This is a genomic window from Sphingomonas flavida (genome assembly GCF_036663655.1).
GTDB lineage: Bacteria > Pseudomonadota > Alphaproteobacteria > Sphingomonadales > Sphingomonadaceae > Sphingomonas.
Genome location: NZ_JAXOJH010000001.1, coordinates 314,742 through 339,290 on the forward strand (window position 1 = coordinate 314,742; position 24,549 = coordinate 339,290).

General features: G+C 65.0%; 18 protein-coding genes. 13 read left to right on the forward strand and 5 right to left on the reverse strand.

Annotated elements, in window-relative coordinates; genetic code table 11:
• Positions 1–8: 8 nt before the first annotated feature.
• Positions 9–1,220, reverse strand: a complete 1,212-nt coding sequence (gene cyoA / locus U1703_RS01410) for a ubiquinol oxidase subunit II (RefSeq protein WP_332784274.1) — start codon at positions 1,218–1,220, stop codon at positions 9–11.
• 171 nt (positions 1,221–1,391) lie between these two features.
• Here cyoA and U1703_RS01415 point away from each other — a divergent pair, with 171 nt between their 5' ends.
• From U1703_RS01415 to U1703_RS01425, 3 genes are all read left to right on the forward strand, one after another.
• Entirely contained in the window at positions 1,392–2,726 is a 1,335-nt protein-coding gene (locus tag U1703_RS01415; RefSeq protein WP_332784275.1) for an MFS transporter, read from the forward strand.
• Positions 2,727–2,847: 121 nt separating this feature from the next.
• Positions 2,848–3,276 carry a DUF2147 domain-containing protein gene (locus U1703_RS01420; protein WP_332784276.1) on the forward strand — a complete coding sequence of 143 codons (429 nt, stop codon included), beginning with the start codon at positions 2,848–2,850 and terminating at the stop codon, positions 3,274–3,276.
• A gap of 63 nt (positions 3,277–3,339) precedes the next feature.
• The gene (locus U1703_RS01425) at positions 3,340–3,612 is read left to right on the forward strand and encodes a DUF1488 family protein (RefSeq protein ID WP_332784277.1); all 273 of its coding nucleotides are present in this window, start codon (positions 3,340–3,342) and stop codon (positions 3,610–3,612) included.
• Positions 3,613–3,627: 15 nt separating this feature from the next.
• Here the strand turns inward: U1703_RS01425 and U1703_RS01430 are convergent, their stop codons facing one another.
• The gene (locus U1703_RS01430; RefSeq protein ID WP_332784278.1) at positions 3,628–5,676 is read right to left on the reverse strand and encodes an ATP-binding protein; all 2,049 of its coding nucleotides are present in this window, start codon (positions 5,674–5,676) and stop codon (positions 3,628–3,630) included.
• Between the two features lie 39 nt (positions 5,677–5,715).
• Positions 5,716–7,521, reverse strand: a complete 1,806-nt coding sequence (locus tag U1703_RS01435) for a glycoside hydrolase family 15 protein (protein ID WP_332784279.1) — start codon at positions 7,519–7,521, stop codon at positions 5,716–5,718.
• Between the two features lie 134 nt (positions 7,522–7,655).
• On the opposite strand from U1703_RS01435, the gene U1703_RS01440 reads away from it, so the two are divergent.
• The 10 genes from U1703_RS01440 to U1703_RS01485 all read left to right on the forward strand — a co-directional run bounded on the left by U1703_RS01440 (position 7,656) and on the right by U1703_RS01485 (position 22,123).
• Positions 7,656–8,789 (forward strand): Gfo/Idh/MocA family protein, encoded by a 1,134-nt coding sequence (locus U1703_RS01440; protein ID WP_332784280.1) that lies wholly within the window; start codon positions 7,656–7,658, stop codon positions 8,787–8,789.
• Positions 8,790–8,876: 87 nt separating this feature from the next.
• Positions 8,877–9,143 carry a DUF2934 domain-containing protein gene (locus U1703_RS01445; protein ID WP_332784281.1) on the forward strand — a complete coding sequence of 89 codons (267 nt, stop codon included), beginning with the start codon at positions 8,877–8,879 and terminating at the stop codon, positions 9,141–9,143.
• A gap of 82 nt (positions 9,144–9,225) precedes the next feature.
• Positions 9,226–11,328: a glycogen debranching protein GlgX gene (gene glgX / locus U1703_RS01450; RefSeq protein ID WP_332784282.1), complete on the forward strand. Its 2,103-nt coding sequence runs from the start codon at positions 9,226–9,228 to the stop codon at positions 11,326–11,328.
• Complete coding sequence (gene treZ, locus U1703_RS01455) at positions 11,325–13,019, forward strand: malto-oligosyltrehalose trehalohydrolase (protein WP_332784283.1); 1,695 nt, start codon at positions 11,325–11,327, stop codon at positions 13,017–13,019. The genes glgX and treZ overlap by 4 nt, the downstream gene beginning before the upstream one ends.
• The gene (malQ, locus tag U1703_RS01460) at positions 13,016–14,902 is read left to right on the forward strand and encodes a 4-alpha-glucanotransferase (RefSeq protein WP_332784284.1); all 1,887 of its coding nucleotides are present in this window, start codon (positions 13,016–13,018) and stop codon (positions 14,900–14,902) included. The genes treZ and malQ overlap by 4 nt, the downstream gene beginning before the upstream one ends.
• 22 nt (positions 14,903–14,924) lie before the next feature.
• Complete coding sequence (gene treY, locus U1703_RS01465; RefSeq protein WP_332784285.1) at positions 14,925–17,324, forward strand: malto-oligosyltrehalose synthase; 2,400 nt, start codon at positions 14,925–14,927, stop codon at positions 17,322–17,324.
• Positions 17,325–17,333: 9 nt separating this feature from the next.
• Complete coding sequence (locus U1703_RS01470) at positions 17,334–17,921, forward strand: DNA-3-methyladenine glycosylase (RefSeq protein WP_332784286.1); 588 nt, start codon at positions 17,334–17,336, stop codon at positions 17,919–17,921.
• A gap of 94 nt (positions 17,922–18,015) precedes the next feature.
• Complete coding sequence (locus tag U1703_RS01475; protein ID WP_320450956.1) at positions 18,016–18,204, forward strand: hypothetical protein; 189 nt, start codon at positions 18,016–18,018, stop codon at positions 18,202–18,204.
• A 94-nt stretch (positions 18,205–18,298) separates the two neighbouring features.
• Positions 18,299–18,937 (forward strand): retropepsin-like aspartic protease family protein, encoded by a 639-nt coding sequence (locus U1703_RS01480; RefSeq protein WP_332784287.1) that lies wholly within the window; start codon positions 18,299–18,301, stop codon positions 18,935–18,937.
• A gap of 78 nt (positions 18,938–19,015) precedes the next feature.
• Positions 19,016–22,123 carry a response regulator gene (locus U1703_RS01485; RefSeq protein ID WP_332784288.1) on the forward strand — a complete coding sequence of 1,036 codons (3,108 nt, stop codon included), beginning with the start codon at positions 19,016–19,018 and terminating at the stop codon, positions 22,121–22,123.
• A gap of 383 nt (positions 22,124–22,506) precedes the next feature.
• Here the strand turns inward: U1703_RS01485 and U1703_RS01490 are convergent, their stop codons facing one another.
• Positions 22,507–23,835 (reverse strand): ATP-binding protein, encoded by a 1,329-nt coding sequence (locus U1703_RS01490; protein WP_332784289.1) that lies wholly within the window; start codon positions 23,833–23,835, stop codon positions 22,507–22,509.
• On the reverse strand, positions 23,832–24,542 hold the full coding sequence (locus U1703_RS01495; protein WP_320450952.1) for a response regulator: 711 nt from the start codon (positions 24,540–24,542) through the stop codon (positions 23,832–23,834). Before U1703_RS01495 ends, U1703_RS01490 begins: the two co-directional genes overlap by 4 nt.
• Between the last annotated feature and the right edge of the window lie 7 nt (positions 24,543–24,549).

Consider the following 24,549-nt stretch of genomic DNA (forward strand, 5'->3'; position numbering starts at 1 on the left):
GGCGTGCCTCAGCCGCGACCCGCACCGGCATGACCAAAGGTCTGCGGGCCGGGGGTCTGCGGAATGGAAAGGAGGGTCATGCGACGGTTCTTCATCTCGCCCGGTTCCTGGTTGCCGTTGGAGGGCAGCGGTTCCTTGCTGTTGTGCGGCGAGACTTCGATTTCCTCGGGCGACTTTTCGAGCGCGCCCTTGGTCCGCTGGCCGTGCATCGGGCCGGTGTTGTTGACGGGCGGATTGCCCTCGCCGACCTTCATCTTGTGCGGGTCGCCGCCACCGGTCATGCGGTCATGCATCATGACCTCGGACATGCACGGCGTGTTGTCGGCGACGCAGCGATTGACGACGCGGTCGAACAGGCCGCCCTGAACCCCGTTGAAGTACATGGCGGGCACGTACTCGCTGGGCTTCTCGATGGTCAGGAAGGTCGCACGGTCGAGCTGCCCCTTGCCCTTGGCCTGGCCCGCCTGCGACTTGCGCACCGTGTCGACCCACTGGTCGAAGCCGTTCGCCTGCAGCGCGTAGACGGGGAAGTGCATGCCCGAGAAGCCGGCGCCGCTATAGTGCGACGACAGTCCCTTGAACGTGCCCTCGCGGTTCAGGACCGCGTGCAGCTTCGTCTCCATGCCAGGCATGGTGTAGATCATGCCCGCCATCGCCGGGATGTAGAAGGCGTTCATCACCGAGGTGCCGGTCAGGCGAAACTCGACCGGACGATCGACCGGCAGTGCCAGCTCGTTGACCGTGGCAATGCCCTGTTCGGGATAGATGAACAGCCATTTCCAGTCGAGTGCTACGACCTGCACCTCGAGCGGCTTGATCCCGGCCGCAACCGGTTGACCCGGCGCGGTGCGTTCGATCGGGCGATACGGATCGAGCAGATGGGTGCTCGTCCACGTGACCGCACCGAGGCAGATGATGATGAGCAGCGGAGCCGACCAGATCACCAGCTCGAGCATGGTCGAGTGGTCAAACTCGGGATCGTACTCGGCCTCGGTATTGCTCTTGCGATAGCGCCACGCGAACAGCACCGTCAGCGCCATCACCGGAATGATGATGAGCAGCATCAGGGCCGTCGCGATCAGCACCAGATCGCGTTGCTGCACGGCGACATCGCCGGCAGGGTTGAGCACGACCGCGTCGCATCCCCCCAGTAAGGCCAGGAGGGGCAAGGCGGCCCAGCGAAGAGGGCGCAGGCGCGCAAGGCTCGACGTATGAGACATATGTGAGGGCCGCTACGCCTTTGCTGCACCTGCGCACATTGGACAGTTTGTCCAATCCCCCTGCCCGATCGAAAGGCGCATAGGCGCAGCAGTATGGCGGTCCTGTGCGGTCTTTTCGCATCGCAGCCGGAACGCCGCATGGGAATAGCAAGAAGTCAGGACTGGCAGCCGATGAGCGCAGAGTTAACCGCATCGACCTCGACGCCCCTTGAACGGGACGCGCGGTTGATCAATGCCCGCGATCCGCACCATGTCGCGCCGGGCGATATCGCCATCGGCGTCATCATTGGGCGCACGTCGGAGTTCTTCGACTTCTTCGTCTACGCCATCGCATCGGTGCTGGTGTTCCCGTCGCTGATCTTCCCGTATGTCGACGCGCTGACCGGCACGATCTATTCGTTCGCGCTGTTCTCGCTGGCGTTTATCGCGCGCCCGATCGGCACCTTCATCTTCATGGCGGTCGATCGCAATCTGGGCCGCGGCGTCAAGTTGACCATCGCGCTGTTCCTGCTCGGCGGGTCGACCATGGCGATCGCCTTCCTGCCCGGCTATCAGCAGATCGGCACCTCGGCCGCCGTGCTGCTCGGCATCTTCCGCATCATGCAGGGCCTGGCCCTGGGCGGCGCGTGGGACGGCCTGCCCTCGCTGCTGTCGCTGAACGCGCCTGAGCGCCGTCGCGGCTGGTATGCGATGATCCCGCAGCTGGGCGCACCGCTCGGCCTGCTGGTCGCCAATGGCCTGTTCGCCTTCTTCCTGACGACGCTGAGCACCGCCGACTTCCTCGACTGGGGCTGGCGCTATCCGTTCTTCGTCGCTTTCGCGATCAACGTCGTGGCGCTGTTCGCCCGTCTGCGTATCGTGGCGACGCCGGAATTCCAGCGCCTGTTCGAAACCCGCGAACTTCAGCCCGCACCGGTCGGCGAGACGATGCGCACCGAAGGCCGCACCGTGCTGCTCGGCGCGTTCGCGCCGCTCGCCAGCTTCGCGATGTTCCATATCGTCACCGTGTTCCCGCTGTCGTGGGTCGTGCTGTTCAACCGCGAACGCCCGCAGGACTTCATGATGATCGAGATCATCGGCAGCATCGTCGGGGTTTTCGCGATCCTGGCCTCGGGCAAGATCGCTGACCGTGTCGGTCGTCGCACGCTGCTGGGCGCTTCGGCCGCCGCGATCGCCGCCTATGCCGGGTTCGCCCCGCAGCTGCTGAGCCAGGGCGGCACCGGTGAGACGATCTATATCGTCCTCGGCTTCTTGCTGCTGGGCTTGGGCTTCGGCCAGTCGTCGGGCATCATCAATGCGGGCTTCTCGCCGATGCGCCGCTACACCGGCGCGGCGATCACCTCGGATCTGGCCTGGCTGCTCGGAGCGGGCTTCGCACCACTGGCGGCGCTGTTGCTGTCAAGCAATTTCGGGCTGCTGTCGGTCGGCGTCTACCTGCTGTCGGGTGCAGTCGCGACGCTCGCCGCGCTGGGCATCAATAAGGAACTCGCCAAGCGCGCTGCCTGACGCGGCGACCGTAATGAGCAAATCGAACGGCCGGCGGGGCGACCCGTCGGCCGTTTGGCTTTGGGCCATGCCATCCTACATTCATCTCGACCCGGTATAGACTGCGGCAGGAGGCGATATGATGAAAGGCAATAGGCGCGGTGCTGCGCTGATGATCGCGATCCTCGGCGGTGGACTGTTTGCCACCAGCGCGGATGCGCGGGTTCCGGCAGGAATATGGGCCAATCCGTCGAACTCGGTGCAGGTTCGCTTCGCGCCCTGTGGCCGGGGGCGCGATGCGCAACTGATGTGCGGGACGGTCACCTGGGCCAGCGAGCAGGCAAAGGCCGATGCCGAGCGTGGGGGCTCGCCGCGCCTGGTCGGTACGCAGTTGTTTACCGATTTCGAGGAGGAGGAACCCGGCCGCTGGGCGGGCACCGTCTTCATTCCCGATATTGGTCGCGAGGTGGAAGGCACCATCACCCAGATCGACGCGCGGACCTTGGTAGGCGAAGGATGCCTTTTGGGGCGGTTGGGATGCCGCGAACAGCGCTGGCGGCGCGTCAAATAAGACGACGCCATGGAACCCTGGCGCGTTTCCGGCGTCCCCGACGCGGTATCAGAAAGGAACGCCATGGCGGACGAAGCGCTGACAGTCATCAAGGGCACGGTTGAGGACAACGAATCCGACCGGCAGGTCGAGTTCGTCGGGGAGCTGGACGGCGAGGAATATCAGTTCGCGGTCCAGTATGATCTTCTCGAGGCACTCAGCGGCGATGTGCCGGAAGGCGACGCCGTCGAGCTGTTCGAGCGATATTCCGACGACATATTGGAAGCTGCCCAAACCGCGCTGGGCCGTGACATGGCCCAGGCACTGGTCGTGGTCAGCGAGAACGATCTCGACTGACCCCGACGGCGGTGATCAGCCGTCGAACAACCGGTTCATCTGCTGCGCAAGCTCGGCCAGGGTGTAGGGCTTGCGCAGCAGCGCGAAACCATGACTGCCTTCGTCTGCGATGACCTGGCTATAGCCACTGGTCAGCAGGATACGTAGCTCGGGGTAAAGCACCGTGATGTCATGGGCGAACTCGATACCGGATTGGCCGGGCATCATGACGTCCGAAAACACTAGATCGAACCGTTCCGCCCCGACCTTCAATTCCTCGAGAGCCGCTGCGGCGTTGGTGGCGATTACCGTCCGACAGCCGAGCGTGCGGAGCGCCTCGACCGCGAACTGACCCACTTCGATATTGTCCTCGACGACCAGCACGCAGCGATCGGTCAGCGGCCGACCGGCCATGCTGCCCGGCCGTGCATCGCTCAGCGGTTCGCCGTCGACGCGCGGCAGGACGAGCGTGAAGGTCGCCCCTTCCCCCGGCGCACTGACGACATGGACGTCGCCGCCCGACTGCCGGGCAAAACCGAAGACCTGGCTGAGACCAAGGCCCGTACCTGCGCCCAATCGCTTGGTCGTGAAGAACGGCTCGAAAATCTGCTCCAGCCGCTCGGGTGGTATGCCCTCACCGGTATCGGTGATCGCGATCCGCACCTCATGCTTGTCGACCGGGCCATCCACGGCCCGGATTTTGATAGTCAGCTGCCCCTGTCCGGCCATGGCGTCACGCGCATTGACCGCCATGTTGACGATCGCGGTGTCGAGCTGGCTACGGTCGACATGCGCACGGCACGGCGTCTCCGGCCGATCTATGTCGAGCCGAATGCCGGGTCCGCACAAGGTGATGATCATGTCCGACAGCGTCACGATGCTGTCCCCGACATCGACGATCTCGGGCGTGAGCGGTTGGCGGCGGGCAAAGGCGAGCAACTGCGCGGTCAGCTTCGCCGCGCGGTCGGCGGCATCGGCGATCGCGTCCATTTGACGCTGGCGACGCTCGGGCGGGAAATCGGCACGGCGAAGGAGGTCGATCGATCCGCGAATGACGGTCAACAGATTGTTGAAATCATGCGCCACGCTCCCGGTCAGCTGGCCGATCGCCTCCAGCTTCTGTGCCTGGCGAAGCTGTTCCTCGGTCGCGCGCAACGCCTCTTCGGCGACCTTTTGTTGTGTGATGTGGCGGCCGACCGCAAACACCTCGCGCGCACTCGACGCGCCGACCCAGGCGATCCACTCGTCATGCCCCTCGGCATGGCGCATCCGTAGCTCGATCCGCGACGATTCCCCCTCCAACGAGGTCCGCAGCGCTTCTCGAGCAGCGTCGCGGTGGTCCGCCTGGATGAAATCCATGATCGAGCGCCCGACCAGCGCAGAGGCCTCATAACCCAGCAGCGTCCGCCAAGCAGGATTGGACCGATGGATCACCCCATCGGCGTCAATGACGGCCAGCAGATCGGGGGAGACGTCCCACATCCGGTCCCGCTCGGCGGTCCGCTCGATGATCCGCTGCTCGAGCGTGACGTTCAGCGCGCGCAATTCTTCCAGCGCGTGGGACAACTGCGCCTGACTTTCGCGCAGTGCCGCGTCGGCATGGACCCGCGCGGTCGTCTCGTTGGTGAAGATAAAAAGGCCGGCGACGTCGCCTTGCCCATCCAGGACACGCGAATAGGAAAAGGACCAGAAAGTGTGCGCCTCCCCCCGGTCGGTATCGAGTTTCCAGGGCAGGTCGACGAAACGCTGGGTCCGTCCGGCCAGCGCATCGTCGATGATCGGGCGCGCTTGTTCCAGCGCATCGGCCCACACCTCGTCGAATCGCGCGCCCATCGCCCAGGACAGTCGGGGGCCGAGCAGGGGAAAATAGGTCTCGTTGAAGAAGAAGTGGAGATCCGGGCCCCAGGCGAGGATCATTGACTCCGGAGAATTGAGAACCAGGCTGAGGGCCACGCGAAACGACTCCGGCCAGTCCTGCGGTGCCCCGAGCGGGTGCCCCGTCCAGTCACGCGCCAGGATCAGGCGTGTCGCTTCGCCTCCCCCTTCCAGAAAGGCCAGTCGCGGATCGGAAAGCAGGACGGTCATCGCCGCCCTGCTAGCAAGTCGAACGCGCGACCGCCACCGTCACAATTCCTCGCCGGCCAGGGTTGCCGCCGCCTGGATCACCGCAAGATGGGTCAGCCCCTGCGGCATGTTGCCCAGGTAATGACCGGTGCGGGGATCGATCATCTCGGCGTAAAGCCCGGCACCCCGGCTATCCAGTGCAACCGTCGCCTTGTCGAACGCCGCTTGTGCCGCCTCGGTCTGTCCCAGGATCGCGCGCGCCTCGATCATCCAGAAGGTGCAGGCGAGGAAACACCCCTCCTCCTTGTGGACGCCGGAATAGCGGTAATGGAAAGCGCCGCTGCCCAACTCCTTGTCCAGCGCGTCGAGCGTCCGTGCCAATCGGTCCTGACCATCGAAACGGAACCGCACCGCGAGCGCCAGGCTTGCGTCCAACGCATCGCTGTTGGGGTGCATCAGGTAAGCGCCGCGCTTCTCCGACCAGCAATGCTCGCCGATCCACGCCTCGATCCGGTCGCGTTCGCGCGCCCAACGGTCGCGGCACGTCGTCGGGATCTGTCCGTCATCGGCCAGTTCGACCGCGCGCGCCAGCGCCTGCCAGCAGCTGATCTTCGACATGGTGTAATGCTGTTCCTCGGGCAATTCCCAGATGCCGGCATCAGGCAATCGCCAGCGATCGGCACAGGCATCGGCCAGATGCGACAACGTCTCGGCGCTCGACGTGTCCAGGAAGTTGCCGCACGCCACGAAGCGGCTCGCCGTTTCGAAGATGTCCCCATAGATGCCATGCTGGTGCTGGCCACCCGCCAGATTACCGACGCGCACCGGCTTGGAATGGCGATAGCCGCTGACCGCAATCTCCCGTTCTTCGGGCACGGGCGCGCCGTTTAGCGTATAGCAGACCTGCGGATCGCCTTCTCCCAGTCGCTTGAGCAGCCAGGTAAAGGCGGCCTTGGCCTCGGCATGGGCGCCGATGCGCAGGAATGCCTTGATCGTATATCCGGCGTCCCGGACCCAGGCATAGCGATAGTCATAATTCTTCTCGCCCCCGATTCCTTCGGGCAACGATGTAGTGGCGGCCGCCGTGATCGCACCGGTCGGTGAATAGAGCAGCAGCTTGAGCGCCAAGGCACTGCGAAGGATGCGATCCTTGTGTAGATCCGGCGCCTTCAGCCCGGCCGCCCATTCGCGCCACTCAAAGTCGGACAGGTCGATGCGGGCGTCGATCTGTTCGATATCCTGGCAGACCAGAGGTTCGTCCTCGCCCGCGATGATGGCGATCCGGGCCCGGTCGCCGGGGCCGACCGATGCGGTGCCGGTCACCAGCCCGTCTTCGACATGCTCGATCGTGACGTGCGCGCAGTGGCGAAAGATGCCCAGCACCCGGTCGACATGGAACACGTTGTGACCGCCAGCGGGCGCGAAATACGGGCTGACCGTATCGGCCCGGCGGCTAAAGCGGAGCGTGATGGCAAAGCGGACGGTGCCATCCAGCCCTTCGACCCGGCGCGCCAACTCGGCCCATGGCAATCGGCCCGCTGGCCCGCTGTTGAGGGACTCGACCAGTTTGGCCCTGCCGCTTGCCGTCGTGAAGATCGTCTCCAATACGTTGCTGTGCGTGCGATAGCGCCGCTCGACCGTGAAGGGTTCGACCGGGGTGATGGCAAAGGTGCCGCCTCGCTCGCCGTCCAGCAGCCGGTCGAACAACGGCGCGGAATCCATATTGGGCACGCACCACCAGTCGATCGCGCCGTCCGCACCGCTCAGGGCGATGCTGCGTCCGTCGCCCAGCGCGGCATAGTTTTCCAAGTCCAGGAACCCTTCTGCATCGCGCAGGGGATCGGCATGCTGATCGGCAAGGGTCACGGTGGCGCGGGCTCCGATGGACGGGGAATAATGCAGGTTAAGCGCTGAAAACTCGCCAGAACCATTAAGTCTCCGTGGGACCTTCCGCAGATTGGCGCGTTGCAGCATCCGTTACGTCATTTGGGAGCATCGCCATGAGCCTGACATCGGCATTTGGTTTCGGCACGAAAAAGGTTCGCTACGCCGTCGTAGGCGCGGGCGACATCACCCAGTCGGCAATGCTGCCCGGCATCAAGCATACCGGCAATTCCGAGTTGACTGCGATCGTGACCGGCGACGCGGAAAAGGGCCAGGCGCTGGCGAAGAAATACGGTGTCGAGCATGTCTATTCATATGACGAGTTCGACAAGCTGCTGACAGCCGGGGTTTGCGATGCGATCTATCTCGGCACGCCCAACTGGCGTCATGCTGAATTTGCGATCCCCGCATTGGAGGCGGGCATCCACGTACTGTGCGAAAAGCCGCTGGAGATTTCGAGCGAGAAAGCTCGCGCGATCCAGGATGCCGAGCGTCGCTCTTCAGCCAAACTGATGACGGCTTATCGCCTGCATTTCGAGCCCGGCACGCTCGATGCGATCGAGAAGATCCGCAACGGCGAACTGGGTGAACTGGTCGGCTTCACGTCTTGCTTCGGGCAGAAGCTCGACCCCGACAACCACCGCGCCAAGCATGGGCTGGAAGCCGGTCCGCTGTTCGACATGGCACCCTATCCAATCAACGCCATCCGCTATTTGTTTGGTGCTGAACCCGTCGCGATCGAGAGCGCGGTTGCCACCCGCCAGCCGAGCGCGGGTCTGGGTGACCTGGACGATACGTTCGCGGTCGTGTTGCGGATGCCGGGCGACAAGCTGGCGAGTTTCACGGTCAGCTATGCGATGAACAACATCGATAGCCTGATCGTCGCAGGCATGAAGGGTTCGATCCATATGAGCCCGGCCTACGGCTTTCAGTCCGGGATCGAGCATAACGTCACGATCGGCGACAAGCAGAGCCATGAGACGTTCAAGCATACAGACCAGTTCGGTGGCGAGATGCGCTACTTCTCGGACTGTATCCTGAACGATCGCGATCCCGAGCCGGACGCCGAGGAAGGCCTGTCCGATCTGCGTGTGATCGAGGGCATCGTCAAGGCGCTGGAAACCGGCGGGCGGGTCGAGCTGCCGCCGTTCACCCGCACGCGCCGGATCGATCCGGAGAGCCAGCGCCAGACGCTGTCGGCGGTCACCCCGCCCGAACAGGTCAAGGCAAAGTCGCCGACCGGAAATTGACAGCATCAATCGATTTTTGGGGAGCGGAATCCTCCCCATAATCGTTACGCTGGCGGTAACAGATTGAGTTACGTCAGGGAGTCGACGGTGGATAACAAGCTGGAACAGCTTCGCGCGCGCGCTTACGACATTTGGCAGGCCGAGGGCAAACCGCATGGCCGTGATCGCGAGCATTGGGAAATGGCCGAACGCGAACTGGCTATTCCCGAAGGGGCCGAACCCAAGGGCGATCAACCTGAAGCCAGCGCTCCCGTGACACCCGCCACGAAGAAGGCCGCTCCCGCGCCGAAAACCGAAACGGCGGGCGCGGCGAAGCCCAAGCCGCGCAAGCCCCGCGCTGCCAAGCCCGCCTGACCTCGCCCGGGGTCGGCGGGCCCCATTATCATTGCTGCACGGACCCATCGCATAGTCGCCCGACTTTTGCCGGAGAGATTTCTTGACCGAATTGCCCGACCAGATCCTGCCCGGTTCCGCCTATCCGCTGGGTGCCAGCTTCGACGGCGAAGGCGTGAACTTCGCGGTTTTCTCCGCCAATGCCGACCGGATCGAACTGTGCGTCTTCGATTCTCAGGGCAAGCGCGAGTTGAAGCGTTACACCTTGCCCGAATGCACCGACGAGGTTTGGCACGGCTATCTGCCCGATGTCGGGCCGGGGCTCCTCTACGGCTACCGCGCGCATGGGCCCTATGAGCCGGAGGCCGGGCATCGCTTCAACCCCAACAAGTTGCTGCTCGATCCCTATGCGCGAAAGTTGCACGGCGAGATCAAGTGGACCGACGCCCTACACGGTTATCAGATCCGCTCGAAGAAAGAGGATCTCAGCTTCGACAAGCGCGACAGCGCCGCCGCCATGCCCAAGGCGGTGGTGGTGGACGACCATTTCGACTGGTCGCGCGACGTGAAGCCCAGCACCCCCTGGTCCGACACGGTCATCTACGAAGCGCACGTCAAGGGGCTGACCAAGCTGATGGAGCTGGTGCCTCCGCGCGAGCGCGGCACCTATGCTGGCCTGGGCCACCCGGCGGTCATCAAGCATCTGAAGCGGATCGGCGTCACCGCGATCGAACTGCTGCCGATCCACAGCTTCACGCAGGACCGTTTCCTGCAGGAAAAGGGCCTGCGCAATTACTGGGGCTATAATACCCTCGGCTTCTTCGCACCCGAACAGGCCTATTTCGCCACCGATACCCAGGACGAACTTCGCCGCGCGGTCCACAAGCTGCACAAGGCGGGGATCGAGGTCATTCTGGACGTCGTGTACAACCACACCTGCGAGGGGTCGGAAAAGGGGCCGACGCTGTCCTGGCGCGGGCTGGACAATGCCAGCTATTACCGCTTGGTCCAGGATCAACCGCGCTATACCATCAACGACACTGGCACGGGCAACACGCTGAACCTGTCCAAGGCGCGGGTGATCCAGATGGTGGCGGATTCGCTCCGCTACTGGGCGACCAGCTTCGGTATCGACGGGTTCCGTTTCGATCTCGGCCTGACGCTGGGACGCGAGGCGGACGGCTTCGATCCCGGCTCGGCGTTCTTCGACGTACTACGCCAGGACCCGATCCTCGGCCGCCTGAAGCTGCTGACCGAGCCGTGGGACGTCGGACCGGGCGGCTATCAGCTCGGCAATTTCCCGCCCGGCTTTTCCGAATGGAACGACAAGTACCGCGATACCGTCCGCAAATACTGGCGCGGCGACCCGGGCCAGCGCGGCGACCTTGCGGCTCGGCTGTCCGGCTCGGGCGACCTGTTCGACCGGCGCGCGCGGCGGCCCTGGGCCAGCCTCAACATGCTGGCCGCGCATGACGGCTACACCCTGGCCGACACCGTCATGTACGAAGAGCGCCACAACGACGCGAACAAGGAAGACAATCGCGACGGCCATTCCGAAAACTACTCGCGCAACTGGGGTGCCGAGGGGCCGACCGACGATGCCAGCATCAAGGAGGCGCGCGGCCGGGTGATGCGGTCGATGATGACCACGCTGCTCGCCTCCCTGGGCACACCGATGATCGTCGCGGGCGATGAGTTCGGCCGGACGCAGAAGGGCAACAACAACGCCTATTGCCAGGATAACGAGATCAGCTGGCTCGACTGGAAAGCCGCCGCGTCGGAGGAAGGCGAGGCGATGATCGCCTATACCGCGCGGCTGGCCGACCTGCGTCGCCGTTTCCAGGTCCTGCGTTCCCCCCACTTCCTCTACGGTCAGGATACGCCGGGCCATGGCATCAACGATATCGAATGGTGGGATGAACGCGGCGAGCAGTTGAGTTCGGAAGACTGGAACAACCCAGAGGGCCGCGCCCTGATGATGCGCCGGGTAAGCGCGACTACGGATGGCCAGATGGAGGCGGTGTCGCTGCTGCTCAACGCGTCGGCCGATCCGATCACCTTCACCCTGCCCCCGCCCCATGCCGCGCGCACCGTCCTGATCGACAGTGCCAAGCCTGAGCAGGGTGAGATCGAGATCGACGACACCTATGAGGTCGGACCGCAGAGCGCGGTCCTGCTGACCTGGCGCGACGCGGTCGAGGCATGACGCACTGGGGCCCCGAGTGGCGCGACGGCGCCGACACCCGCTTCCGCCTCTGGGCGCCGGACCGCGAGGCGGTGGTGCTGGAGATCGACGGTGCGCCCTCTGTCCCCATGATCCGCGCCGACGACGGCTGGTTCACCGTCTTGGCCCCTGCCCCCGCCGGCACCCGCTATCGGTTCCGGCTGGACGAGGACCTGGCGGTGCCCGACCCGGCGTCAAGGCTTCAGTCGGGCGGGGTCCATGGCTGGAGCGTGGTGATCGACCCGACATTCGCCTGGAGTGCGACGGAATGGCGCGGTCGCCCGTGGGAGGACATGGTCATCCTCGAGATGCATGCCGGGACGCTGGGCGGGTTCGAGGGCATCCGACAGCGATTGCCCGCCATTGCCGCCTCGGGCATCACGGCGATCGAACTGATGCCCGTCAACGCCTTCGGCGGCGCGCGCAACTGGGGCTATGACGGCGTCCTGCCCTATGCCGTGGCCGAACCCTATGGTTCGCCAGCCGAGCTCAAGACGCTGGTCGACACCGCGCATGGCCTGGGCCTCTCGGTGTTCCTCGATGTAGTGTACAACCATTTCGGGCCGGACGGGAATTACCTTAACGCCTATGCCGGTGCCTTCTTCCATCCGGAGGTCGATACGCCGTGGGGCGGTGCCGTGGCGGTCGATGCCGATCCGGTCCATCGTTTCTTCGTCGACAATGCGCTGATGTGGCTGCGCGACTATCGCATCGATGGATTACGGTTCGATGCGGTCCATGCCATCGCCAATGACGATTTCCTCGACCGCATGGCGAGCGAGATACGAAGTGCCCTGCCCGAGCGGCACGTGCATCTCGTCCTCGAGAACGAGAAGAACGATGCCGAGCGGCTGCGCGCCGGTTGTCATGATGCGCAGTGGAATGACGATTTCCACAACGTGCTGCACGTCCTGCTGACCGGCGAGACGAGCGCCTATTATGGCGACTTCGCCGACCGCCCGGCGGAACGGCTCGCGCGCTGCCTGAAGGAAGGCTTCATCTATCAGGGCGAGGGATCGCCCAATCACGACGGCAAGCCCCGTGGCAAGCCCTCCGGCGACTTGCCCAGCACCGCGTTCGTGGCGTTTCTGCAGAACCACGACCAGGTCGGCAATCGGGCGATGGGCGAGCGGCTGATCAAGCTGACCGATCGAGGGCGGTTGCGTGCTGCGACCGCCTTGCTGCTGCTCGGCCCGCAGATCCCGTTGCTGTTCATGGGCGAGGACGAGGGCAGCGAGAGCCAGTTCCTGTTCTTCACCGATTTCCACGACGAACTGGCCGACGCGGTTCGCGAAGGTCGCCGTCGCGAATTCGCCAAGTTCGACGCTTTTGCCGACGAGGAAGCGCGGCAGCGTATCCCGGATCCCAATGCCCGCAGCACCTTCGATGCCTCGATCCCCGAGCCGGGACCGGCGGCGGGGGAATGGCGGGCGCTTTACCGCGAATTGCTGACGCTGCGGCAAGTGCATATCTCCCCTCGGCTGAAGGGTACGGTGGGCGTGTCGGCCGAGGCGACCGGTCCTGCGCGGGTCAAGGCTCGCTGGCGCATGGCGGACGGCGCGATGCTAACCATTCTCATCGACCTCGGCGAGCAAGCCGAACCACTCGACGAAGAGGAGGGCACGATGCTCTATCGCGAGGGTGACCGCTTCGCCGCGTGGATCACATCGTGAGCGACCTTCACGCCCGCGCCGAGGCGGCGGGGCTGGCCCGCGAATGGCAAGATGCCAAGGGGCAGGCCCAATGCGTCTCCGACGTCGCGCTGAGCGCGATCCTGGAACGGCTCGACACCGATAGTGGCGAGGTCACCTTCGTGTCGGGTGATAGGGGGGAAGGAATCTCCCTGCCCGATCGATGGCATGACGGCCCTGCCCGGCTCACCTTGGAAAGCGGTGACGTCCATTCGGTTACGGTCCACGCCGGAAAGCTTCCGGGTATGTCCACCTACGGGTATCATCGGCTGGAGCAGGGCGACCGCGCGCTGACCGTCGCGGTTGCGCCGCCCCGATGCCCCGCCCCGCCCGCTGGGCTCCACTGGGGCAGTGCCGTCCAGATTCCGTCGTTACGCGAAGGCGGCGGCGGTTATGGCGATTTCGCCAGCCTCGCCACGGCCGCACATACGCTTGGGAAAGCGGGCGCGACGGCCCTCGCGATCAGTCCGGTCCACGCGCTGTTTCCCGTCGATGGTGCACGGTTCAGCCCCTATGCACCGTCGAGCCGCCTGTTCCGCAACATCTGGCTGGCCCCCGCCGGTGAGCCGGTCGCCGACCATTCTCCACTAATCGACTGGCCAGGTGCCGCGGGCGAGCGCCTGCGCGACCTTCGTCTGGTCTATGATCGCCTGACGGATGCGGAGCGGGCCACCTTCGCGAAATGGCGGCGCGATCAGGGCCTTCTCCTTGAGGCACAGGCACGCTTCGATGCACTCCACGCCTACTTCCATGGGCGGAATCGGGCGAAAGGCTGGCGGGACTGGCCGTCCGACTTCCATGATCCGACCGGAGCAGCGGTCGAACGCTTTGCCGCGGAACATCAGGATGCAATCGCTTTCTACGCCTTTGCCCAGTGGTGGGCGGACCGTGCGCTGGGTGAAGCATCGGTGGCTGCGCGTCAGTCGGGCATGACGGTCGGCCTCATTACCGACCTCGCCATCGGCGTCGCCGCCGACGGCGCCGACAGCTGGAGCCGCCGCGATGAGCTGTTGACCGGTTTGTCAATCGGTGCACCGCCCGATCCCCTGGGTCCGGATGGGCAGAATTGGGGTATCACCGCCCTGTCCCCCTTTGCCATGCGGCGAAAGGCGTTCGCACCATTTATCCGAACGCTTCGCGCCGTGTTCGCCCATGCGGGCGGCGTCCGGATCGACCACGCGCTCGGCCTGTGCCGCCTGTGGGTCATTCCCGAGGGAGCAGCGGCCGATCAAGGCGCGTATCTGTCCATGCCCTTTGCCGATATGCTGAGCATTCTGCGCATCGAGGCACAGCGTGCCAATGACGGGCGCGGCGCGATCGTCATCGGCGAGGATCTGGGCACGGTACCGCCCGGCTTTCGCGATACCATGGCGCGGGTCGGAATGCTCGGGATGCGCGTCCTCCCCTTCGAGCGCGACGAGCAAGGTGCCTTCACTGCGCCGGAGCAGTGGGACCAGCAGGCCATCGCGATGACCGCGACCCATGACATTCCGACGGTTGCGGGCTGGTGGAAAGGCCGCGATGTCGAATGGCGGGCACGCATTGCGGATCGGTCGGTCGAACCGGACGAAGTCGCGCATCGTGACGAAGAGAAGGCGGCGCTCTGGGACACGATCGGTGGAGAGAAACCTCTGCCCGACGCTCCCGCCGCCGTGGTCGACGCCGCTGTGGCGGCGGTCGCCCACACCCCCTGCCCGCTCGCCATCGTCCCGCTCGAGGATCTGCTGAGCCTGGAGGAACAGCCGAACTTGCCCGGCACCATCGACGAGCATCCGAACTGGCGCCGCCGCTTGCCCGACACGCTGGCCGAAGCCGTGAAGACCGACGCGGTCGCCTCCCGCATCGCCCAGCTCAACGCCCGTTGATCCCATTCGAAGGACGCCGTTCATGACGCCGCGCGCCACCTATCGCCTGCAATTCCACAAGGACTTCCCTTTCGCGAAAGGAGAAGCACTGATCCCCTATCTCGACCGGCTGGGGATCAGCCATGTCTATACCTCGCCGATCACCACGGCCGCCGCCGGATCGATGCACGGTTACGACGTGATCGATCCGACCCGCATCAATCCGGAACTGGGCGGTGAGGAAGCGTTTCGCTCGTTGGCGAAGGCGGCGCGGGCAAGCGGCCTGGGCGTCATCATCGACATCGTGCCGAACCATATGGGTGTCGCGGGCGGCGGCAACGCCTGGTGGAACGACGTGCTTCGGCACGGCGAGGCCAGTGAATATGCCCGCTTCTTCGACATCGACTGGTCGCGCAAGCTGGTCCTGCCGATCCTGGGCGATCCCCTGAACAAGGTTTTGGCCGATGGCCAGATCGCGGTCGAGCGGCGCGATGGTCGCGCGGAGATCGTGGCCTATGGCGAGCATCGCCTGCCGCTGCGTGACGAGGATCAGGACGGGGCCGAGGATGCCGCGCTTGGCGACCTGCTCGACCGTCAGCATTATCGACTGGCCTCGTGGCGGGTGTCGAACGACGAACTCAACTGGCGTCGTTTCTTCACCATCAACGACCTGGCGGGACTGCGGGTCGAGGACGAGCATGTCTTCGAGGAAACCCACGCACTCTACTTCCGCCTCTACGCCGAAGGGCTGATCGACGGGGTGCGGATCGACCATGTCGATGGCCTCACCGATCCGATCGGCTATTGCCGCACACTGCGTGAGCGGTTCGATGCGATCCCGCGTGCGGACGCCCATCGCGCTTATATCGTGGTAGAGAAGATCCTGGGCGCCGACGAGCCGATGGGGGACGGCTGGGGCGTCGACGGCACCAGTGGCTACGACTTCATGGAGGAGGTATCCGCCTTGCTCCACGCGCCCGAGGGCACCCGGCCATTGGCCGAACTCTGGGCGCAACTGAGCGGTCGCTCGGCCCATTTCGCGCCCGAGGAATTGCAGGCTCGGCAGGATCTCCTCGCCTGGCAGTTCGCAGGGCAGATGGACCAGTGTGTCGAGGCCTTTGCCCAACTTACTGCCTCGGCCGACACCCTCCGGGGATCGCTGACGAAGCCGATGCTTCGCCGCGCGATCGAGCGTTTGCTTTGGGTCTTTCCGGTCTATCGCACCTATGGCCCCGATGCACCGTCCAGCGACGCCGCCATCCGGGTACAGGCACGTGAACGGGTGGAGTCGCTGCTTCCCCCCAGTGAGGGTTTCGTCGTCGACCAAGTCCTTTCGTGGCTCGCCGGGGAAGGCCCCGGCGATCGCGTCTTGATGGCCGAGGCGGTGCGGCGCTTTCAGCAACTGTCCGCGCCGATCGCGGCCAAGGCGGTCGAGGACACCGCCTTCTACCGCCACGCCGTCTTGCTCTCCCGCAATGATGTCGGTTTCGATGCGGGACGTATGAGCCTGTCCATCGCCGCCTTCCATGAGCGGATGAAGGACCGGGCGGCACGCTTCCCGCACGCGATGCTGACCACCGCAACCCACGACCACAAGCGGGGCGAAGATGTGCGCGCCCGTCTGGCGGTGGCCAGCGCGATGCCAGACGCCTGGCGCCAGCAGGTCGAGGCGTGGTGGAGCCAGACGGTCCACTTAGCCGAAGGCGTCGATCCCGCCGACTGGTACATGCTGATCCAGACCCTGTTCGGCGCCTGGCCAGAAGACGACGAACGCGACGGGTTTGCCGAGCGTATTGCCGGCTGGCAGGAAAAGTCGCTGCGCGAGGCAAAGCTGCGTTCGTCCTGGGAAGACCCCGACACCGATTACGAGGCGCGCTGCAACGCGCTCGCCAAGACCCTGATCGACGAAGCCGCAGGATCGCCCTTCCGCGATGGTCTTTCGGCGCTTCTCAAGCAAATCGCCCCCGCCGCCCAAGCCAATTCGCTGGCACAGGTCGCATTGCGGTGCACGGTGCCCGGTATTCCCGATTGCTATCAGGGCACCGAGTTCCCTGATCTGAGCCTCGTCGATCCCGACAATCGCCGCCCCGTCGACTATGCCGCACGAGAAGACGCACTCGCCGATGCCGACTGTCCGAAGCAGAAGCTGATCGCGGACCTGCTCGCGCTGCGGCGGGACAATCCCGCACTGTTTCTGGAGGGCACCTACACGCCCCTCTCCGTCACGGGACATGGCCGCGACCGCGTGATCGCTTTCGAGCGACGTCACGCCGACCAGGTGCTGACGTGTATCTTCGGGCTCAGGCTGATGCCGCTGGTCGAGGCGAATGGAACGATCGACTGGCGTGATACGGTCGTCGAGACGCATAAGGGCCCCGTCCGTCTGGCCGAAATGGACGGCGCCGCGCCCATCTGGTTCGAGATGATGAGTAACGGCGCATAAGGCCCAGTGATGCCACCGCTTCCGCCCGCCTTTTATACGCCGGACGTGGAGGATGCGGCACGCGCACTGATCGGGGTCGACCTGACTGTCGATGGTGTGGGCGGGACGATCGTCGAAACCGAGGCCTATGACCTCGCCGACCCCGCCTCGCATAGTTTTGCCGGGGCCACGGCGCGCAATGCCGCCATGTTCGGCACAGTCGGCCATGCCTATGTCTATCGCATCTACGGGCTGCACCATTGCCTCAACATCGTATGCGGATCGCCGGGCAGCGCCGTCCTGATCCGGGCGATCGAGCCCCGACATGGACTGGCGCGAATGCGGGAACGGCGCGGCGTCGACCGACCGTTGCGACAGCTTTGTGCCGGGCCGGGACGCCTTTGCGCAGCACTGGCCATCGATCTGGCGTTGGACGGTGCGCCGCTGGACGCCCCGCCATTTCGCTTGACCATGGCCGAACGCCAGGTGCCGGTCGTCACCGGCCCCAGGATCGGCCTCACCAAAGCTGCCGATCGGCCTCGTCGTTTCGGATTGCGCGATTCGCCATGGTTGAGCCGCCCTTTTCCCAACACTCCTGCCGCATCGCAGCGCAATTAATCGAACATTCCTCTTGCGCCGCAGCAACTATTTTTCTTGCCCTTCATGAAATTTATCGCGAGCCTTCGACAAATAATAACAAAAGGGCGAGTCGATGGAGTGGATCAAGGTCTTGGCGGTGGTTGCCATGGTCTATGGCGTCTGGGCCGCATACCGGTCCCTGGGATCTCCGGTGCTTTACGACGGCGCCCGCTATTTCCGCCAACCTGACGGCAGCTTTCGACGCTGGTATGGCGGTCGGCGGTTCAGCGCGGACGAAGTCGGCGTCCCCGAACAGGCCTGATCTATCCGGGTGCGGTCAGCGATCATACAGCTGTCCGCCCCTATGATCGCCCCTTCGCGCAACCCATATCGGGTCGCGGAAGGAAAGCCGTTTCATGATACCCGATCTGGGCGTTTCGATGCCCGTCGCCGTTGCCGCCGTCGCGATCGTTCTGGCGCTCATGCTGGCACGGCGAGTGCCCATCCTGCGCGTCGCCCTCAACCTGGCGAGTTGGCTTATCCTGGGCGGCCTGCTGCTGGTCGTTTTGCAGCAACGCCAGCAATTTGATCCCTATATCCAGCGAGCCCTTCAAGTCCTGAACCTCCAGGATCAGAATGTCGTTGGCGACACCGTCCGCATTCGCATGGCGCCCGACGGGCATTTCTGGGCCCGCGTGACGATCGGCGACGTGACGCGCCGGATGCTGGTCGATAGCGGTGCGACGCTGACCGCGCTGTCGACCGGCACCGCGCGAGCCGTTGGACTGCGTCCGACGACACCGGCTTTTCCCGTCATTCTGAACACCGCCAACGGCATGATCCGGGCCGAGACGGCAAAGATCGATTCGCTGCGCATCGGCACGATCCGCGCCGATGCCGTGCCGGTGGTCGTCTCCTCGGCCTTTGGAGAAACCGACGTGCTGGGCATGAATTTCCTGTCGCGCCTGAAAAGCTGGCGGGTCGAGGGCTCGACATTGATCCTGGAGCCGCATCATCCGCAGCCCTTGACCGGTCGCTCAGGAACAACGGTTTAGGGCAACCCCGTGGAACGACACGCATTTGTCGCTATTCACCGATTGACTTGATGGTGTAGCTTTCTCATGCGTCAACGTATGACTTCTCCCCAGTCGCGCACCATTTCGCTCCCGCCGCAGCTTGAGCATTACATCGCCCAAGCCATCGACGCAGGTGACTTTTCCGACGAACAGACGCTGCTGGTCGCCGCGATCGAACGGATGCGCGCCGACGGGCCATTCGCGGACCCCGACGTCTGGCTGGTTGGTGGTGGCGAATGTGGGCAGTTGGTGCGTGAACGCACCTGGTCTGACACCCCCTTGGGGCCGATCAACGACTGGTCCAGCGTCCTGCGCACGACCGTGGCCAATATCGTCCACTCGCCGATCGCCAAGGTCCTGATGTGGGGACCGGATCATGTCATGATCTATAACGACGCCTATCGCAGCATTGCGGGCCCGCGCCACCCGATGGCTTTTGGCGGGCTTGTGTCGCAGGTCTGGCCCGAAATCTGGGGCTGGAACCGCGATATTCTGGAGCGCGGCTTCAAGGGTGAAGACATTGCCTATCGCGACCAGGCCTTGGTGGTGACGCGTGCAGGCGTGAGGGAAGAGGTCGTTTTCGACCTTTATTACACGCCCGTCTATTGCGAGCGTGGCCATGTCGGCGGCGTGATGTGCACCGTCGTCGAAAATACCGGTCGCGTGGCGGCCGAGCGGCGGCTGGCCGAAAGCGAGGCGGAATTGCGGGTCATCACCGACTCGCTGCCCGTGCTGGTCGCGCTGGTCGATCGCGACGAGCGCTATCGTTTTGCCAACAGCTATTACCGTGACTTTCTGGGCATCGATCCGGACGCGATGCTGGGCCAGCGGATCAGCGATGTCCTGACCGAAGAGGATTATGCCGAGCGCAGGCCGCTGATCGAACGCGCGCTGGCGGGTGAGACGATTGTCGCCGACGTGCACATGCACCATCGCGACGGCTCGCGCCGCCGTGCTGAGACCCGCTATATTCCCCGGCGTGGCCAGGACGGGACGATACTGGGCTTCCATATTCTGGTATTCGACGTCGACGACCGGATGCGTCATTCGGACGCGCTCGAACGGAGCAACCGGCGGTTTCGCGCCGCCATGGATGCGGTGCACGGCGTGTTGTGGACCAACAGCGCCGATGGCCGCATGGTCGGCGAACAGCCCGGCTGGGCTGCGATTACCGGCCAGACGCCCGAGCAGTATCAGGGCTTTGGCTGGGCCAGCGCGGTCCACCCGGAGGACGCCGCGGCCACCATCATCGCCTGGAACGAGGCCGTCGCCGTCAAGGGTATGTTCGTGCACGAACACCGCGTTCGCCGCCATGACGGCGAGTGGCGGACCTTCGCGATCCGGGGCCTGCCCATCATCGGCGAGGACGGCGAGCTGGTCGAATGGGTCGGCGTCCATACCGACATCACCGAACAGCGCGCAGCCGAACAGGCGCTGCGCGACCAGGCCAGCGTCCTGGCACGTCAGGTCCACCACCGCGAGCGCGCGGAAGCGCAACTGCGCCAGCTGAACGAGACGCTGGAAAGCCGCGTGATCGAAGAGATCGCGGAGCGGCGGCAGGCCGAGATGAAGCTGGCCCAATCGCAGAAGATGGAGACGATCGGCAAGCTGACCGGTGGCGTCGCGCACGACTTCAACAACCTGCTGCAGGTGGTGTCGGGCAATCTTCAGCTGCTGGCGAAGGATATTGCGGGCAATGGCCGAGCGGAGCAGCGCGTCGCCAATGCGATGGCGGGCGTCGCGCGCGGGTCCAAGCTTGCCGCGCAACTGCTGGCGTTCGGCCGGCGGCAGGCGCTGGAGCCCAAGGTCGTCAACGTCACGCGCTTCGTCCAGGGCATGGACGACATGCTGCGCCGGGCGATCGGCGAGGGTGTCGAGATCGAGACGATCGTCGGCGGCGGGCTTTGGAACACGTTCATCGACCCCGCCCAGATCGAGAATGCGCTGCTGAACCTGGCGATCAATGCGCGCGACGCGATGGAGGGCCAGGGCAAGCTGACCATCGAGCTGGGCAATGCGCATCTCGACGACGATTATGCGCGCATCCATGACGAGGTGTCGCCCGGCCAATATGTCATGCTCGCGGTGTCCGACACCGGCAGCGGCATGTCCGACGATATCATCCAGAAGGTCTTCGAACCCTTTTTCTCGACCAAGGGCGAGGGCAAGGGGTCGGGCCTGGGCCTGTCGATGGTGTACGGCTTCGTCAAACAGTCGGGCGGCCATGTGAAGATCTATTCCGAGGTCGGCCACGGCACCACGATCAAGCTCTATCTGCCCCGCGCCATGGAGGCCGAGGATGTCGAGGTGTCGGTCGACACCGGACCGGTCACCGGCGGCACCGAGACGGTTCTGGTGGTCGAGGACGATGCCGAAGTCCGCGCGACCGTGGTCGAGCTGCTGTCCGATCTGGGCTACCGAGTGCTCAAGGCGGTCGATGCGCAGAGTGCGCTCAACGTCATCGAGAGCGGCATTCCGATCGACATGCTGTTCACCGACGTCGTCATGCCCGGCACGCTGAAAAGCCCCGAGCTGGCCCGCAAGGCGCGCGAGCGGCTGCCCGATATCGCGGTGCTGTTCACCTCGGGCTATACCGAGAATTCGATCGTCCATGGCGGACGCCTGGACAAGGGCGTGGAGCTTTTGTCCAAGCCCTATACCCGCGAGGCGCTGGCCCGGAAATTCCGCCATGTGCTCGCCAACCAGCGCCAGCGGCGAATGGCGACGGGCAGTGCGCCGGCCGCGCGCGAGGAAGCACCCGTCGAGGAACCGCGCAGCCAGCCGCTGCACGACGGCCGCACGATCCTGCTGGTCGAGGATGACGACCTGATCCGCGCCAACACTGCAGAAACGTTGCAGGATGCCGGTTTCGTGGTCGTCCATGCGGTGACCGCCGAGGAGGCGATGACCGCGCTCCAGACCGCGCAGATCGATGTGCTGGTGACCGACCTGAACCTGCCGGGCGAATCGGGCGTGGAACTCGCGGGACGCGCGCGCCAGATGCGACCGACGCTGTCGATCGTGTTTGCGACGGGCGATGGCGGTATGGCGCCGGAGGCCGCAAGACTGGACGCGGCGCTGCTGACCAAGCCCTATTCAGCGGCACAGTTGATCGCCGCGATCCGGGGCCGGTTGGAAGTTATGGAGCAGACGGCCCAGCGGTAAGGCTGGCCGTCTGCCCCTTTCCGGTCGGACTCATGCCGGAGGGGGGCGGCAGGGGAGTCCTTGCGAAACTCGTGAAAACTTAAAATGCCGTGGGGAGGCTTAGCGGGCCTTCCAACCTTCGATGGCGGCGAAAGTGATAATCACGGCCAGCACCAGCAGGGCACCCTGCAGTTCCAGTGCGGTCAAATCGAACTCCATCGTCATCGGATACCTCCCGAGTTGGTGGCTCACATGCGCTGCCCGTCCTGCGCCCCTTGGGGTGACCGGACGAACGACAAATTGGCGAGACCGGCTTTGTCACGAAGGGGTGGAGTGACACCGCCAATCTCTACCAACTGTAATACGCATCTAGTTTTGCTGTCGTGCAGCGTGAGCGTGACAAATCATGTCCGACAGTGCGGAAGACGTATTTCAGCGCAAAGCCCGCCCTCCGGACGATTGGCAAGCGTCAGTTCGCCGCCCTCGGCCGCCACCACCCGCGCCACGATCGAAAGGCCGAGGCCGAAGCCGACCGTATCGCGCCGCCGTGCGGTATCCAGCCGGACAAAGGGCTCGAGCACCAGTTCGAGCGACTCCTCGGGAATGCCCGGACCGTCATCCTCGACACGGATACGCACATCGTCGCCGGGGGCGGCGCGCAGGGTAATGATGGCATGCTCGCCATAATGCAGGGCGTTCTCGACCAGATTGGTAAGCGCCCGCTTGAACCCGAAACGGCGCAGGCGGCAGTCGAAATGGTCCGGCCCGACATAACGCACGTCGCGGCCGTGATCGACGGCATCGTCGGCTAGGTTGGCGCACAGGATCGCCAGGTCGGTCAATTCCGGCTGCTCGGCATCCCCGTCCCCGCCCAGGAAGGCGAGGAGCGAGGCAACCATGGCTTCCATCTCCTCGATATCGGTCCCGATCGCCTCGCGCACCTCGTCGTCATGGATGGCATCGGCGCGCAGACGCAAGCGGGCGAGCGGGGTCCGCAGGTCGTGGCCGACCGCCGCCAGCGCGCGGGTGCGCTCGTCGATCAGGCGGCCGATACGCGCCTGCATCCGTTTGAAGGCGCGGGTGACGTGGCGGACCTCGCCCGGCCCCCGCTCCGGTACGATCAACGGAGCCCCCTGCCCGCCCTGCCCTCGACCCAGCTTGTCGGCGGCGCGCGCCAGCATCCGCAGCGGTTGCAGGATACGCCCGATCAGCGCTCCACTGAGCAGCATTAGCGCGATCGCCGGGATCAGCGCCAGCAGCACGCGGCCCAGCGCCAGGTCGAGGGTCCGCACCCCTTCGCGCATCCGGAAGCTGAGCAACGTCCCGTCGTCCAGCCGCAAATCACCCGAGACGACCGAGGTCCGCCCCGGCGAGGTCAGTCGCAGATGGATGTCGGTGGCGGCAAGCGTCGGCTCCCAATCGACGATCTGGCGGCGCATGCTGTCCATCGCCGGGGCGATGGTCGGACGCGGCAGGGCGGACGGCGACCAGCTGACGATATAACGGTCGGTGGTCAGTTCCTCGGCCACCTCGGGCCGTTCGACGGCGGGACGCTCGTTCAGGACGCGGCGCGCCACGATCAGATGCTCGGCCAGCCGCCGTGCCTCGTCATCGCGGACCGAGACGTGGCTGGCACGCTCGTAGAGATAGGTGGAGACGGCGAATTCGATCGTCACCGCCAGCAGCAGGATCGCGACGATCCGGCCGAGCAGACCGATCGAGGGGCGGATCACCGCCGCTCCACCGGCACGTTCAGCATATAGCCGACGCCGCGGACGGTGACGATCGGGGCCGCCCCACCCGCGCCCGACAATTTGCGGCGCAGACGGCTGACCAACACGTCGATGCTGCGGTCCGAGCTGTCACCAATCCGGGCGCGGGACAGCTCGATCAGGCGCTCGCGCGCCACGACGCGCTGGGCGTTGTCGAGAAACGCGACCAGCAGGTCGAACTCCGCCCCCGTCAACTCGACCTGTGCGCCCGACGGCGACATCAACTCGCGACGCGGCAGATTGGCGGTCCAGCCGTCGAAGCCCAATATGCCTGCCTCGCGCTCGCCGGGTGAGTTCTCCAGGCCGCCGCGACGCAGGACGGCGCGGATGCGCGCCACGAGTTCGCGGGTCCCGAACGGCTTGGCCAGATAATCGTCCGCCCCCAGTTCCAGCCCGACGACCCGGTCGACCTCGCTCCCCTTGGCGCTGATGAAGATGATCGGGACGCTGCTCTTCTGACGGACCTGCCGACACAGGTCGATGCCGCTGGTGCCGGGCAGCATGATGTCGAGCAAGATCAAGTCGATCTGCCCGACGTCCAAGGCCTGCCACATTTCAGGGGCGGCGTTGGCCAGCTTGACGGCAAAGCCGTTCTCCTGAAGCGCACGAGCGGTCAGGGTGCGAAGGGCGGGATCGTCCTCGACGATCAGGATGGTGGGCGGGGTCACCCCACTT

What these genes read in the sequence shown, in the direction of transcription:
- U1703_RS01425 (WP_332784277.1), top strand. Translation starts at nt 3,340, where the DNA reads ATGGCGGACGAAGCGCTGACAGTCATCAAGGGCACGGTTGAGGACAAC.
- U1703_RS01470 (WP_332784286.1), top strand. Translation starts at nt 17,334, where the DNA reads ATGCCACCGCTTCCGCCCGCCTTTTATACGCCGGACGTGGAGGATGCG.
- U1703_RS01480 (WP_332784287.1), top strand. Translation starts at nt 18,299, where the DNA reads ATGATACCCGATCTGGGCGTTTCGATGCCCGTCGCCGTTGCCGCCGTC.
- U1703_RS01420 (WP_332784276.1), top strand. Translation starts at nt 2,848, where the DNA reads ATGAAAGGCAATAGGCGCGGTGCTGCGCTGATGATCGCGATCCTCGGC.
- treY (WP_332784285.1), top strand. Translation starts at nt 14,925, where the DNA reads ATGACGCCGCGCGCCACCTATCGCCTGCAATTCCACAAGGACTTCCCT.
- treZ (WP_332784283.1), top strand. Translation starts at nt 11,325, where the DNA reads ATGACGCACTGGGGCCCCGAGTGGCGCGACGGCGCCGACACCCGCTTC.
- U1703_RS01485 (WP_332784288.1), top strand. Translation starts at nt 19,016, where the DNA reads ATGACTTCTCCCCAGTCGCGCACCATTTCGCTCCCGCCGCAGCTTGAG.
- U1703_RS01440 (WP_332784280.1), top strand. Translation starts at nt 7,656, where the DNA reads ATGAGCCTGACATCGGCATTTGGTTTCGGCACGAAAAAGGTTCGCTAC.
- U1703_RS01430 (WP_332784278.1), bottom strand. Translation starts at nt 5,676, where the DNA reads ATGACCGTCCTGCTTTCCGATCCGCGACTGGCCTTTCTGGAAGGGGGA.
- cyoA (WP_332784274.1), bottom strand. Translation starts at nt 1,220, where the DNA reads ATGTCTCATACGTCGAGCCTTGCGCGCCTGCGCCCTCTTCGCTGGGCC.
- U1703_RS01475 (WP_320450956.1), top strand. Translation starts at nt 18,016, where the DNA reads ATGGAGTGGATCAAGGTCTTGGCGGTGGTTGCCATGGTCTATGGCGTC.
- U1703_RS01415 (WP_332784275.1), top strand. Translation starts at nt 1,392, where the DNA reads ATGAGCGCAGAGTTAACCGCATCGACCTCGACGCCCCTTGAACGGGAC.